This window comes from Methylobacillus pratensis (assembly GCF_054072455.1).
Map to the genome: position 1 here is coordinate 930,628 of NZ_JBSUSR010000001.1, position 12,792 is coordinate 943,419.

The 12,792-nt window shown below is 52.1% G+C and carries 13 protein-coding genes and 1 tRNA gene; 6 read left to right on the plus strand and 8 right to left on the minus strand.

Translation table 11 applies throughout. The features are described from left to right. Nucleotides 1–91: 91 nt before the first annotated feature. The 3 genes from ACW4YW_RS04235 (at nucleotide 92) to ychF (ending at nucleotide 2,490) form a co-directional block, all read left to right on the plus strand. A complete protein-coding gene (locus ACW4YW_RS04235; protein ID WP_457136416.1) occupies nucleotides 92–715 on the plus strand; it encodes a 50S ribosomal protein L25/general stress protein Ctc in 624 nt (207 codons plus the stop codon). A 77-nt stretch (nucleotides 716–792) separates the two neighbouring features. Continuing rightward, nucleotides 793–1,377: an aminoacyl-tRNA hydrolase gene (gene pth, locus ACW4YW_RS04240; protein WP_457136417.1), complete on the plus strand. Its 585-nt coding sequence runs from the start codon at nucleotides 793–795 to the stop codon at nucleotides 1,375–1,377. 27 nt (nucleotides 1,378–1,404) lie between these two features. Next, the gene (gene ychF, locus ACW4YW_RS04245) at nucleotides 1,405–2,490 is read left to right on the plus strand and encodes a redox-regulated ATPase YchF (protein WP_457136418.1); all 1,086 of its coding nucleotides are present in this window, start codon (nucleotides 1,405–1,407) and stop codon (nucleotides 2,488–2,490) included. A 66-nt stretch (nucleotides 2,491–2,556) separates the two neighbouring features. On the opposite strand, the gene ACW4YW_RS04250 is transcribed toward ychF, so the two are convergent. Then, on the minus strand, nucleotides 2,557–3,030 hold the full coding sequence (locus ACW4YW_RS04250; RefSeq protein ID WP_457136419.1) for a DUF421 domain-containing protein: 474 nt from the start codon (nucleotides 3,028–3,030) through the stop codon (nucleotides 2,557–2,559). Nucleotides 3,031–3,255: 225 nt separating this feature from the next. Here ACW4YW_RS04250 and ACW4YW_RS04255 point away from each other — a divergent pair, with 225 nt between their 5' ends. Together ACW4YW_RS04255 and ACW4YW_RS04260 are read left to right on the plus strand one after the other, a co-directional pair. Next, the gene (locus ACW4YW_RS04255) at nucleotides 3,256–3,813 is read left to right on the plus strand and encodes a DUF4142 domain-containing protein (protein WP_457136420.1); all 558 of its coding nucleotides are present in this window, start codon (nucleotides 3,256–3,258) and stop codon (nucleotides 3,811–3,813) included. 159 nt (nucleotides 3,814–3,972) lie between these two features. Beyond that, a complete protein-coding gene (locus tag ACW4YW_RS04260) occupies nucleotides 3,973–4,215 on the plus strand; it encodes a KGG domain-containing protein (RefSeq protein ID WP_309564612.1) in 243 nt (80 codons plus the stop codon). 105 nt (nucleotides 4,216–4,320) lie between these two features. Here the strand turns inward: ACW4YW_RS04260 and ACW4YW_RS04265 are convergent, their stop codons facing one another. After that, on the minus strand, nucleotides 4,321–5,811 hold the full coding sequence (locus ACW4YW_RS04265; RefSeq protein WP_457136421.1) for an iron-containing redox enzyme family protein: 1,491 nt from the start codon (nucleotides 5,809–5,811) through the stop codon (nucleotides 4,321–4,323). A gap of 303 nt (nucleotides 5,812–6,114) precedes the next feature. Here ACW4YW_RS04265 and ACW4YW_RS04270 point away from each other — a divergent pair. Further along, nucleotides 6,115–6,191: transfer RNA gene (locus tag ACW4YW_RS04270), tRNA-Met, on the plus strand. Between the two features lie 801 nt (nucleotides 6,192–6,992). On the opposite strand, the gene ACW4YW_RS04275 is transcribed toward ACW4YW_RS04270, so the two are convergent. From ACW4YW_RS04275 to ACW4YW_RS04300, 6 genes are all read right to left on the minus strand, one after another. Further along, nucleotides 6,993–7,628, minus strand: a complete 636-nt coding sequence (locus ACW4YW_RS04275) for a YceI family protein (protein WP_457136422.1) — start codon at nucleotides 7,626–7,628, stop codon at nucleotides 6,993–6,995. Between the two features lie 112 nt (nucleotides 7,629–7,740). Then, nucleotides 7,741–8,223, minus strand: coding sequence for a copper chaperone PCu(A)C (locus tag ACW4YW_RS04280; RefSeq protein ID WP_457136423.1), 483 nt, complete (start codon nucleotides 8,221–8,223; stop codon nucleotides 7,741–7,743). Between the two features lie 54 nt (nucleotides 8,224–8,277). Further along, nucleotides 8,278–10,566, minus strand: coding sequence for a TonB-dependent receptor (locus tag ACW4YW_RS04285; protein ID WP_457136424.1), 2,289 nt, complete (start codon nucleotides 10,564–10,566; stop codon nucleotides 8,278–8,280). Between the two features lie 69 nt (nucleotides 10,567–10,635). Next, nucleotides 10,636–11,367, minus strand: coding sequence for a PEP-CTERM sorting domain-containing protein (locus ACW4YW_RS04290; protein WP_457136425.1), 732 nt, complete (start codon nucleotides 11,365–11,367; stop codon nucleotides 10,636–10,638). 57 nt (nucleotides 11,368–11,424) lie between these two features. Further along, the gene (locus ACW4YW_RS04295; RefSeq protein WP_457136426.1) at nucleotides 11,425–12,177 is read right to left on the minus strand and encodes an FxDxF family PEP-CTERM protein; all 753 of its coding nucleotides are present in this window, start codon (nucleotides 12,175–12,177) and stop codon (nucleotides 11,425–11,427) included. A 221-nt stretch (nucleotides 12,178–12,398) separates the two neighbouring features. Further along, complete coding sequence (locus ACW4YW_RS04300; protein ID WP_457136427.1) at nucleotides 12,399–12,719, minus strand: c-type cytochrome; 321 nt, start codon at nucleotides 12,717–12,719, stop codon at nucleotides 12,399–12,401. Between the last annotated feature and the right edge of the window lie 73 nt (nucleotides 12,720–12,792).

Here is a 12,792-nt window from a genome sequence, read left to right on the forward strand (position 1 = left end):
GCGGGTGGGCATGCCCATCCGCCTTTTCTGTTATCTGGTCGCGGATAACAGGCAAACCCAAGGCCGACAGGCCTTTTTTAGGAGTAGTAAAATGGCAATTACAATCAAAGCAGCCAAACGCGAAGGCAAAGGTACGGGTGCGAGCCGCCGTCTCCGTCGCGCTGGTAACGTTCCAGGTGTTGTTTACGGTGGCGACAAGGAGGCTGTCAGCCTTGAGTTCAACCACAAGGAGCTGTTCCTCGAGTTCCGTCATGAAACATTCCACGCTTCCATCCTGAACCTGGAAGTGGACGGCAAGAAGGAACAAGTCCTTCTACGCGACTACCAACTGCACCCAGTCCGCAACACCATTCAGCACATCGACTTCCAACGCGTCAGCGCGAGCGAGAAGGTGCACGTGAAGGTGCCTCTGCACTTCATCAACGCCGATGTTGCTCCTGGCGTGAAGCTGGGCGGCGGCATCGTGGCCCACATCCTGACCGAAGCAGACGTGAGCTGCCTGCCTAAGGACCTGCCAGAGTTCATCGAAGTGGACCTGGGCAAGCTGGAAGCCGGCCACTCCATCCACCTGTCCGAAATCAAGCTGCCCAAGGGCGTTGAGTTCGTTCAGTTGGCACACGACAACGATGCGGCTGTCGCATCGATCGCCAAGCCACGCGGCGGTGCTGCCGCTGAAGGCGAAGCCGATGCTGACGGCGAAGCTGCAGCCGAGTAATACCGGCGTCAATGCTTGAACGCGCGCTCCGGGCGACCGGGGCGCGCGTATTCATTTTAAAGAGTCACATCATCATCATGAACGGTATCCGCCTTTTTGTTGGCCTCGGCAATCCAGGCGCCCAATATGAAGACACCCGCCACAATGCAGGTTTCTGGTGGATAGACCAGGTCTGCGCGCAGACTTCCAGCAAAACCGCTTTGGAAGCCAAATTCTTCGGTCTGAGCGGCCGCCTCAACGGCCATGCCGACACCTGGCTGCTCAAGCCGACTACCTTCATGAACGCCAGCGGCCGCGCCGTGTCGGCACTGGCACGTTTTTACAAGATTCCGGCCGAACAAATCCTGGTCATCCATGACGAATTGGATTTGCCCCCCGGCGCTGCCCGCCTGAAGAAAGGCGGCGGCCACGGCGGCCATAACGGCCTCAAGGACATCGCCGCGCAACTGGGCACCAACGACTTCTGGCGCCTGCGCCTGGGCATCGGCCATCCAGGCGACCGCAGCGCGGTGGTCAATTACGTGCTGCACACGCCGCTGCGCGACGAAATGCAGCAGATAGAATATGCCATGGACGACAGTACGCTCGTATTGCCACAACTGCTCGAAGGCAAGTTCGAGGAAGCCATGCTCAAGCTGCACACCAAGACCAAGCAGAATTAACCCTTAACCAAGAACAGGCAGATCACCATGAAATGCGGAATTGTTGGCCTACCCAACGTAGGAAAGTCCACCCTCTTCAATGCGATTACCCGCGCAGGCATCGAAGCCGCCAATTACCCGTTCTGCACCATAGAACCCAATGTCGGCATCGTTGAGGTGCCCGACCCGCGCCTCAAGCCCTTGATCGACATCGTCAACCCGCAGAAAATCCAGCCCGCGATCGTCGAGTTCGTCGATATCGCCGGCCTGGTGGCCGGCGCCTCCAAGGGCGAAGGCCTGGGCAACAAGTTCCTCGCCAACATCCGCGAGACCGACGCGATTGCGCACGTGGTGCGCTGTTTCGACGACGGCAACATCGTGCACGTCGCAGGCAAGGTCGATCCATTGGCTGACGTCGAGACCATCAATACCGAGCTCGCGCTCGCCGATATGGAAACCGTGGAAAAGACCCTGCAGCGCGAAAGCAAGAAAGCCAAGTCCGGCGACAAGGAAGCAATCGCATTGTGCGCAGTGCTGGAGAAGGTACAGAAGCACCTAGACCAGGGCCATCCGGTTCGCACCCTGGGCCTGGACGAAGACCAGCTCAAATTGATCAAGCCACTGTGCCTGATCACGGTCAAGCCCGTGATGTATCTCGCCAACGTCGACGAAGGCGGTTTCGACAACAACCCCTTGCTGGAAAAAGTGCTGGAACTCGGCAAGAAAGAAGGCGCGCCCGTGGTCGCGATCTGCGCCAAGATCGAGAGCGAGATCGCCGACCTGGAGGACGAGGACAAGGCCATGTTCCTCTCTGAACTGGGCCTGGAAGAGCCCGGCCTCGACCGCGTCATCCGCGCCGCCTACGACCTGCTCGGCCTGCAGACCTACTTCACCGCCGGCGTGAAGGAAGTGCGCGCCTGGACCGTGAAAAAAGGCGCCACCGCCCCGCAAGCGGCCGGCGTGATCCATACCGACTTCGAGCGCGGCTTCATCCGTGCCGAAGTCATCGCCTACGACGAATACGTCAAGCACAAGGGTGAAAAAGGCGCGCAGGAAGCCGGCAAGATGCGCCTGGAAGGCAAGGACTACATCGTGCAGGACGGCGATGTCATGCATTTCCGCTTCAACGTATAACCTACCTGTTTTTCGACCTCAAAAAATCCGCGTTAAACGCGGATTTTTTGTATCCTCCGCCAATTTTTAGGAGGGTAATTGGATCACACTGATCCTGCCGTCAGGCTCCAGCCTCATTTCCTTGACTTGGTCTAGGGTCTCCAGCCCTTCCTCGCGAATTTTGGACATCAACTCTTCTTTGGTAATCCATTCTCGCCGCAGGTTTTTCCACTGGATTTCACCATTGCGCACCAACGTCATGCTGGATGACTCGGTGAATCGGCGGATTAATGGATAGCGGTAGCCCAAATAATCGAACAGCAGGTTCCAGCACAGCAAGGTCGCCACCAGCAGCGCCCCGTCCACGAAGGTTTTGGAATCGCCGCTCATCGCGTTTTGGGACGCATCGGCGACAATCACCACGAACAGGAAATCCCCTATCCCCAGGCTACCGACGTCCCGCCGTAATACAAACCGGAAGATGAAGAACAAAAACCAGAACACCAGCGATCCCCTGATGATGATTTCCAGAGGTGATACGCTGAAGGTGAATAATTCCATTGCCGCCTCGCGAACAGATCTATGGCGACAATATTAAGCATGTCTTACGCCGAGCGCGTGTAGTCCGATTCCGCAAAAGAATGTAGGAAAAAGTAGGAAAATACCCAGTATTTCCCTTCCGCCGTTTGTCCCTCCTACTCCTACAAAAGAATCAGTACTGTCTGATCCAAATTGGCAAGCTCATCATGTCATGATGCAAGATCATGAACCAAATGGAGCCCCGACATGATGTCCGGATTATGGTTACGCAAGCAATGCCTTAACCTGCTCGCAATATCACTGCTCGCCTCCACCATGTTCATCTTGAATGATGTTGCGGCGGCAGAGGTGTTATCTGCAAAAGACCAAGGCTACCTCAAAGACATTACGCGTCTGGAGATATTGCAGACCGAAGCCAGCGAGCTGGCCGTGATCAAGTCCAGCAATGAGAGCGTACGGGACTTCGCACGGGAAATGCTCAAGTCGCAAACCCAGATGGGCGAAGCGCTAAAACAACTGGCTAGCCAGAAGCGCGCGGAACTCCCCAAGGAGCCGTCGCTTTGGCAAAAGGCCAAGTTCAGGAGCCTGTCCTCCAAGGACGGCGCCGAATTCGATCTCGGTTATGCCAAGACCATCGGCGTCAAGTCACAGGAAGAAATCGTGAAATTGCTTGGCAAAGTCGCCAACCGCACCGAAGACCCCGATATCAAGAAGTTTGCTTTGCAGCAATTGTCGCCAGCGACCTCCAATTTGGAAACAGCCAAAGCCCTGCTCGCAGTTATCAAGGCTACAGAGGACGACTGAACTCAAAAAGGCGAATGTCGAGTTTTCTGACACGGATATAAGACAGTGGCTTATAACGGGATCCTCAGGGCCGGCCAATAATGGACCCACTTTCTTTTCATTTGAGAGAGTTGCAAGACCAACTGCCTCGCTCTATCAACTTCGTTATGGAGGTTTATTATGGTACAGACTGCAAGTCCGCGCGGCTTTGCCGCAATGAGTCCTGAAAAACAACGCCAGATTGCCAGTATGGGCGGCAAAGCCGCTCACGCCAAAGGCACCGCCCACGAATTCGATTCCGCCTCTGCCCGGCTGGCAGGCCGCAAGGGCGGACAAGCTGCCCATGCAAAAGGTACTGCGCATCAATTCACCTCTAAAGAAGCGCGTGCCGCAGGCCGCAAGGGCGGCCGCCGCAGCTCATAGGCCTCACGGTCAAGGTAACCGTGAATAAACTCATGGTTGCCTGATGCAAAAAAGCCAGGAATTTCTTCCTGGCTTTTTATTTCCTCGGTTCTTTGTACGTCTCTTCTACACCTGTCCGCGCACCAGGAAAAAAGCATAGTGCTGCGTATAAAGTTCGCTGCCTTTTTCCAGGATGGATTTATACACCCGAGCGGCCTTTAATCCCTCCTGCGTATGGTGTACCAGTGGTGACATGAGCCGGATCATGTAATCCATCACATCCATTTGGCTGCTCGACTCGCTCACGCCCGCCAAGCTTTCCTCTGCGGCCTCCTCCGGCCTTGTCACGACAGGTGCAGACGCGTTGCTCACCAAGTCCGAAACATCGGCATACTGCAAGTGCTTGCCGTACTCTTGGCTGTAAGCCAGCCAATCCAGCAGCACCTGCTGTTGGTACCCTGGCGCCGGCAACAAGTTGTCGCGCTCCAGCACATGCCACAACCTGGTCTTGCCTTTATCTCCTGGCTGCATCCAGCCTTCGTTGCACAACTGCTGCAATAACAAGGGCAACGGCAGGCTATCGGTCCAGCGACCGCGAATGCCGCGCTCCATGCAATCAATCCGGTAAGCCCGCTCAAGGTGCGCTGCACAAGGCCGTATGGTAGTGAGGAAAGCCCTCTGCAGATCGAAAGAAGCGACGATTTTGGGGATATCCAGCCCTAATTGATGCAGTTTGTAGCCATTATTGACGCGACGAAGCAACGCTTGCTTTTGGCATTCATCATCGGCCGCATCAAGCAGAGATTGCAACAACTTGATGGCGCTGGCGACGCAGGCGTCGTCCTCCGTCGCGTGCAATGTGAAGTAATGCGGCTGGACCCCCTGCTCGCTCAACTCGTAAGCTGCAATCAGCATCGGAAGCGAAACTTGCTCGTATCCCAGGTTGAATCCAATGATTTCAGGCAGATAATCGTCGACATGGTGCCCCAATGCCAGCCTGATTGCTCCCTGGACATAATATTGGTCATCCAAGCCGTACCAATCCGAGCAACCGTTTTGGTCAAGCAACTTCTGGTATAGCTTGACTTGGTTGCAGCCTTCGTCGCCATCGCCCAGGTTGCGGAGATAAATCTTGCATAAAGGCGCAAACCTGGCTTCGCGCCAATGCTTGAGAAAACCATACAGCCAGGCGCCTTCCACCATGCGGCTGGGGGCAATGGACTGCAGGAAGTGCAAGGCATGAGCCCTGCAGGAGAAATATCGCGCCTTCTGCCCCGCATGCCGGTCGGCCAAATAAGCCCGGTAACCGGTTTTCACACGGGCACAACGCTGCTCCAGCCATTGCGGCAATGCATTCATCTCCTCTGGCAGATCGCTCTCGAGCGACTCCGCTTCCGCCAATTTCTCATCTAGAAATGTCTGTGCAGATTGGTTTGCGCCATTCACATCGGCACCACGGGCCAATGCATGGAACAAATCACGGGTGGGAAAAGAAGCCGTTTGAGAAAGCGGCTGCGGAGGATTTCGTTTGAACACGATTGAAGAAACATCGCGCCTGAATACCAGACTTGGAATAGCGTCTGCTGTGACGCCCCGACCCAGCGTTACCTCTTTCATGATGCACCCCCCGTATTACAACGTCAGTAAGATTAAGATATAGGGAATTATCTATAAAAGTAGACCCGCATACCGTCAGACAATTCCGCCGGCTTTCGTAGGAAAAACATCACAAACACAAGAAAAGCATATATTCCCCTTCTCTTTCAATCGATTAAGACATTCAATGAGAAACTCCCGACCTTTTCAGGACACCCCTTCCCTAGGCTATGCCCTATTTACTCGCTAGAAAACGCATATTGGCTTTGACTTTACGCAAACAAGAAAATAAAATAGCGGGCTTGGTCGAATCCATTGGGTTCTGGTGATGTAGCTCAGCTGGTTAGAGCACAGGATTCATAATCCTGGGGTCGAGGGTTCAAGTCCCCCCATCACCACCAAATACCCATCCAAGGAGATTGACCAAAGTCCAGAGAACCCGCTTCAATGCGGGTTTTTTATTGCCTTTTGATCCGGCCGTATCTAGCCAATCCAATGAAATCTGTTAGTAATTTTGTTGGTAACTGACAACGTACCAGCAATTTCGTTACCAACAGCAAGATAAAGGCAAATTGGACATAGCTCTCACTGATATCGCTATTTGCACAACAAAACCCACTGATACAGATAGAAACTCCCAGACGCGGCGGAGGCATGCTTATGCTTGTAAAACCTAACGACAGCAAATAGCGGCGTTATTCATACCGCATCTGGGTAAGCAAAAGACTCTATTTCTCTTGGTGTCTATCCCGATGTGAGCTTGAAAAAGGCTCATAAGCGACACACGTTGCAATACGGCAAGAGACTACCAACGAAACCAAAAAATTCAAAAAACCATCCCGATCACAAAACACGCAAATAACTTTGGAGCAATTTTTACCTCTGAAATCAGGGTATTGCACACCGCCAGACATGGATGCCTCAAACGTTTAAAATATTTACCAAATGAAAAAGCCAGCTGATACCGCCAAAAACTAATACTCCAGAAATAGTCAGGCCAAGTGCGATAAAAATTTCTATCTTATGGTTGGTATTTTTTTTTATTCATCCCTACTCTTTTTGATTACGCTGTAAAGAATGCTGTTCACACGCCACATGGTCTTATCAGCTTGTGGCCGTAAATGATCATTGCTCATCAGGATCAATGATATTAATCTCATTGATCCTGCTTCGAGGAGAATTTTTGATGAACTAGAAGGGTGTTATTTACAACTCTTTTTCACTGGAACTTCAAACTCAATATCCACATCAGTCCAGGTTTTACCCCTGTGGAAGGCTTGAGTACAAATACGCTCCAGCTTGGCAAAGGCTTTACTCCCATTGAAATCCTTGATGATGTCCAAGGTGCCTTTGGCATGAAAATTACCGCCTTTTTCAGTCACTTTCATCGGAATGACTTTGGTGACCTCATTCATGGTGACCGCTAATTGCAATGTATCACCTTCAATCTTGTCGATCTTAGCGGAAATCTTGCCAGGACTTGCAAAGCTCTTGAATAGTCCAGTCACTACATTATTGTTTCTCACCGCAGCAAAGGATGGATCCCATTGCCCTCCACTGCCATTATTCAAGTCTGCTGAAGTATCCAATGACGTGGAATCTATATCAATGGTTGCTCCTTCAAGTTTACCTGTTGAAGATGCCAACTGATATTTCTTGAACGTGTTTTTGCTGACAACATAAGATTTGTCTGGCGCACCAAATGCAGTGAAATAGAACTTAAACCCTTTTTCATCTGGTGTGTAGCTACAACTGGCAGCCATGACAGTACTACTGGCCGCTACCATACATAGACTACCGATCATTCCGAATACTAAATGACGAATACTGCTTTTCATTCAACCTCCCATCAACACAATGTGTTTATTGAAAATAAGCTCGAAAAATGAGCAGTATTATTTTATGTTAATGAGAATTATTGTTATATGTGACAAAGTGTCGCATGTTGCGTTATTCATTGAAGAAGTGTCCAGTGAGTGACAATGTCACGGTTTGCCTGCTCTGGTTTTTCTCAACGAATTCCAGCGTGACAGGAACAATTTCCCCTGGCCGAATCATATGGTTAAGTCCACTCAGGACCAGTTGATAGCCTTCCGTAGTGAAATCCACAGGACTGCCTGCAGCCAACGGTAGGCGCTCTATCACATTCATTCTTAATGTACCGCCAATACGGACCGTCCGGAAAAATGCGGCCTGTTTCGCGATTGGAGAAGTTACATTGGTCAACACAGAATCGCGGCTCGAGGTCAAGATCATATAAGCCGAAGTAGATTTCTGTCCTGGTTCCGTTGTCCAAATGCGTAAACTTGTGCCGAGAATTTCTGCATGCAAGGATGTAGATAAAGCCAGGAATAGGCAAGCGCTAAAGAAGGAGAAAAAACATGGGAAGCGAGATATGAAGAGCATGATAAAGCCTTGCAAAAAAATGCTCATGTTCGCTTGAATCATTTCCATGCGACAGTGACATATTGTCGCATGGGATAACGTCTAAAAACTGTAAGAAAGCGCCATGTTTACTGATCTTCCCCGCCCTGGCACACCCATGCCCCATGGAACACCATTGGTCGTCATGGCATTCCCTTGGGCCAGATAAGCGCCGCCAAGCGGTAAATAGTAGAAACGGTTGAACAGGTTTTCCACCGAAAAATCCAGTCGCGCACGTTGCCACTCCAGGCTGCTGCGCAGGTTGAACAGGGTATATCCAGGGGTTGTGATTTCGTTGCGCACCTGGGAGATTCTGTCTTTTTCGGTGACCCGCTGCATTTCCAGGGTGTTGGTCCAGGAACCAAGCTTGTGCTCAAACGCGAATTTCCCGTTCAGCGGCATCATATGGTAAAGGTTGTCGCCAGTGGCGCGATTCTCGCCACGAACGTAACTGAACATGCCGCTGACCGCAAAACTGCCGATATTGGCAATGCTGCCCAGGTGGTAGCTTCCTGAAACATCGAGTCCATAGAGCCTGGCATCCGCATTGACGTATTGCAGCAGCATATATTGATCGTTGCGGGTATAGCCCGGCAAGCGCACGGCATCGATGTAATTCTCGACATAGGTGAGATACCCTGTCGTTTTCACCTGCCACTTTTCCTTGTTGGCATCATGCCAATCGCCGCTGGCGCTGATGGTGTAGGCGACTTCAGGCTTCAAATCCGGATTGCCGATATAACCGTTGCCATCGCCGACAAAGTTGTTCATGAGAGCAGCCATGGCAAACCTGGACCATGGGTAGCGCTCGTACAGATTGGGAGAGCGGGTCTTCCGGGCAAAGCCGAATTCGTAACTTTGACCATCGTTGGGTGTAAACCGGGATAATGCTGTCAGGTCGTAATGATAATCCTCGCGGCTGCGGTTCAAGGCATTGAAGGCGTTGGCATCCGTTTGATATGAACCGCTTGAGTAGCCTTGCACAGGCCCGGCATTCGACTTGACACGATCTGTCCTGATACCCAGCAGCGTGGTCCATTGACTGCTCCATTTCGCTTCCCATTCACTGAACACACCGATGCGGTCACGCTTGCCGTCACGAATATTCCAGAAGTCGTTGCAGCACATCGAGTTCGCGGATAATCCAATGCCAGGCCACCAGTCATCCAGCCGATAGAATTGGAAATCAGCGCCTATATTGAAAGAATGCTGCTCATCCAATGCAATATTGGCTTTTGCCATACCGCCATCCGTGGTTGCTTCTGAAAGCATCGGCATCATCATGCCAATGTAGCGATGGGGCAACATATCCATTGAATGCTCGAGGTTCTGGTGAAAATAGCGCATTTCCAACTCCCCCCAGCCGAACTGCCCGGTGTAATGGAGGTTGGCGGTGCGGTTTACATTGGCAGGTTTCTTGATGTTTAGTAAAAAATTCCCGGGGTTGCCGGGGTCCGGCTCGCTTGAAACCATGTCCATCCGCTGGTTAGGGAAGCCCTCCCAATCGAGGGATTGTTCGCCTAATTTCAATTCGAGCAAGTGGTTGTCCTGGATTTTCCAGCCAAGGCTAAGCTCTCGATGGCGCGAGCCGCGGTAAGCTGTTCCTGCAACGGTACGCTCAGTCACGGAGTCAAGAAAAGGCCTTAAGAAAGCATTGTTCTGCTGATTCCAGCCCCCAGGCTTTTTAAAATCCCCTGCTGCCCTGTAGTTATTGGCTTGGGAATAAGAGTCGGTATAGGTCAGGCTGAGATTCTGGCTTGCCAGGGTAAGGGCGACATTGCCGCCTCTCGCCGCGCCATTGCTGCGGTAAAACGTGCCGAGCTTGCCTGTAACCAGCAGCTCCTCACCATCCTTTGCAAACTTGGGCTTGGCCGAATTGACCTGGATCGTCCCGCCAATGCTGTCGCCACCCACGCTGACGGGCGTGATGCCCGCATATACCTGTACGGTTTCCACATTGGAAGGGTCCATGTACGACAATGCAGGGTTCATGTGGTTGGGGCAAGCGCTCATGAGGTCCATGCCGTCCACCTGGATGCGGATGCGGTCATCAGCAAAGCCGTGGATTGTCGGCAGGCTGGAAATCCCGCCTGCACCATAGGTACTGACGCCCGGTATGTCTTCCAGCAATCGGGCGGTGTCGTTGGTGTTTGGACGCCGACTTGCCAAGGACATTGATGACAGTGACTGGCCTTCAAATGCAGGATCTTCTATGCGGCTGGCCTGCACTTCGAGCAGCGGCAATTCCTTGACTGGCATGCCATTTTCTTTGCTATCAACAGTGTCTGCCATGCCGCTGACCGGGTTGAATGCGAGCGCAACAGCCAGGCTCAGCAAGGTTGGTTTGTTCATTTGGGGCTTTCCAGCGCAAAAAGGCAGGTGCGCAGCACCTGCCGTTCTGAAGTTATATGATGAATGAGGTTAAGCTTGGCGACGACGGCGTGCTGCAGCCCCCATCAAAGCCAATCCCAGGCCCAGCATCGCATAGGTGCTGGGTTCGGGCACCGCTGCGGTGATGGTTTGCGAGATTGGATAGCCACTCATGGTGCCGATTGCGCCATAGGCTGATTCGGAGGTGCCTGTCATGCAGACAGCACCCATCATGCCCCCAGCTGCACAGTCGGCATAGGCCAGATGGTTGATCTGTATTTGTGTCAGCGCCTGCAATGGGTCATCTGGAATGAAGACCAGGGCATAGGCATTGCCAGGGTTGTTGCCAGCGCTCGGGAAGCCATAGTAAACCCCGCCTGCATTCACGCCCGCCTGGGGGCTCCAGCCATCGCCCCCCAGCCCGGTCCAGAAGGTATTGGTATTGTCATTTTTGAATGCCGCGGCAAAGGTACCGCCCAGAGAAGCGTCATACCAGGATTGCAGTTGGTAATCCAAGGTCAGCCAGGTCATGTTGTCGCCAGGATAGCCAACCGCGTCGCCTGTCATCGACTCGGACAAAATGCCTTTCAGGTTGGAGACCGTCTTGGTGGCGCTGTCATAGTCAAAGCTACCCAGGAAAATAGTGTCGCGAGGCTGGGTGTCAGGTTCGTACCATACGGTTTCAATGTTGTACGAGCTGACGGCAGCCAAGGCCTGGCCTGCGCCAGCGGCCATCAATAATGCGGATACTGCGGATGTAATGTGTTTTTTGCTGAATGTCATTTCATTCTCCTACCGAGAAGAGGAAGGTCCGGCAGACCTCCCGAATTGAATGAGGAATTACCGCGCTGAGCGACGACGCGCGGCAAAGCCCATCACGCCCAAGCCCAGAGCCAGCATGGCGTAAGTACTGGGTTCTGGAACCGCAGCCACGCTCAATGTGGTTGACAGGCCATAGTTGTAGGCGAGGGACAGTGGGTCATTCTGCGAGGCATAATCGGCACCGCCAACGATCAAGGTGTAGGTACCGGCGCCAAGCAGGAAGCTGGAGCTGACGATGCCATCGGCAGCACCGTCACCGACCACGCCTGGCAAGTTGCCGACATTGTCCGAGGTACCGTCAACCACATAACCAATGAACGTCAGCTTGCTGATGTAACCTGCATCGTTGCCAATGTCGAAATCACCGAATGTATTGAGTGCACCTTCAGTATCAAAACCCAATGTATCGCGATAGGCGACCGTCACAGGGGAACCATCGTGCGCTGCACGAGGGGCTATGCCTTCGTAAAGGCTGAAGCCAGGAAGCAGACCGTCTAAGGACGTCGCTGTTGCATTGGCGAATGCAGATGCGGATATCGTGACAAGGGCTTCGTTGGTCAGGCTGAAAGTAAACCATTTGACCTGGTGTGAATCTCCCCAGTCCGCATCGGCTGCATCCGCCCAGCCGAAGCTACGTGTTGTTTGATTGGCAATCGTGACCGACTCACTGCTCAGTCCATCAAACGTACCAAAATCCCGCCCCGTATAGCTGACATGGGCAAAAGCTGATTGGCTGGCAATCAAACCTGCCAGCAATAATATTTTTTTCATTGGGTTTCCCTTTCAATAAGAGCAAATAGGCTATGAGCGCCGTAGAGCAATATAAGGAAAGAGAGAATGAATGAGAATGTGACATATTGTCGCGCGACAATTTGTCGCATTTGTGTTCAATTAAAAAAAAGCTGACTACCAGCAAGGAGTCAGCTTTAAAACCACAGTCAATGTTACTTAGACTATGATGGAGGATCGTATTAACAAGGCCTGGGATGCGCTTACAATGAGAGTATCCACTGCACTATTGTCTTGATATCTTCATCCTTGACGTGGGCATTTGGCGGCATTGGCATGGGTCCCCAGGCGCCACTTCCACCGGCTTTGACCTTGGTAATCAATTTTGCTTCTGCCGCTTTGTCGTTTTTATATTTTTCTGCCACTTCCTTATACCCTGGCCCAACAATCTTTTTCTCGACGCCATGACATGCGAGACATCCGCTCTTTTGGGCCAATGTTTGTGCTGCTTTCGCATCTGCAGCATGAGCAGTGGCAGCAAACATGCCCTGTGCCACCAACAGCACTACAAATAATGTATTCATACTTTCTCCAGATTGTTTTTTCTATTTTTTGTATTAGAAATACTATCCAGCTAAAAACCATATTCCCAGTACA

Coding starts and splice junctions, on each gene's coding strand:
- ACW4YW_RS04235 (WP_457136416.1), top strand. CDS start 92: ATGGCAATTACAATCAAAGCAGCCAAACGCGAAGGCAAAGGTACGGGT.
- ACW4YW_RS04295 (WP_457136426.1), bottom strand. CDS start 12,177: ATGAAAAAAATATTATTGCTGGCAGGTTTGATTGCCAGCCAATCAGCT.
- pth (WP_457136417.1), top strand. CDS start 793: ATGAACGGTATCCGCCTTTTTGTTGGCCTCGGCAATCCAGGCGCCCAA.
- ACW4YW_RS04265 (WP_457136421.1), bottom strand. CDS start 5,811: ATGAAAGAGGTAACGCTGGGTCGGGGCGTCACAGCAGACGCTATTCCA.
- ACW4YW_RS04285 (WP_457136424.1), bottom strand. CDS start 10,566: ATGAACAAACCAACCTTGCTGAGCCTGGCTGTTGCGCTCGCATTCAAC.
- ACW4YW_RS04250 (WP_457136419.1), bottom strand. CDS start 3,030: ATGGAATTATTCACCTTCAGCGTATCACCTCTGGAAATCATCATCAGG.
- ychF (WP_457136418.1), top strand. CDS start 1,405: ATGAAATGCGGAATTGTTGGCCTACCCAACGTAGGAAAGTCCACCCTC.
- ACW4YW_RS04280 (WP_457136423.1), bottom strand. CDS start 8,223: ATGAGCATTTTTTTGCAAGGCTTTATCATGCTCTTCATATCTCGCTTC.
- ACW4YW_RS04255 (WP_457136420.1), top strand. CDS start 3,256: ATGATGTCCGGATTATGGTTACGCAAGCAATGCCTTAACCTGCTCGCA.
- ACW4YW_RS04260 (WP_309564612.1), top strand. CDS start 3,973: ATGGTACAGACTGCAAGTCCGCGCGGCTTTGCCGCAATGAGTCCTGAA.
- ACW4YW_RS04275 (WP_457136422.1), bottom strand. CDS start 7,628: ATGAAAAGCAGTATTCGTCATTTAGTATTCGGAATGATCGGTAGTCTA.
- ACW4YW_RS04300 (WP_457136427.1), bottom strand. CDS start 12,719: ATGAATACATTATTTGTAGTGCTGTTGGTGGCACAGGGCATGTTTGCT.
- ACW4YW_RS04290 (WP_457136425.1), bottom strand. CDS start 11,367: ATGACATTCAGCAAAAAACACATTACATCCGCAGTATCCGCATTATTG.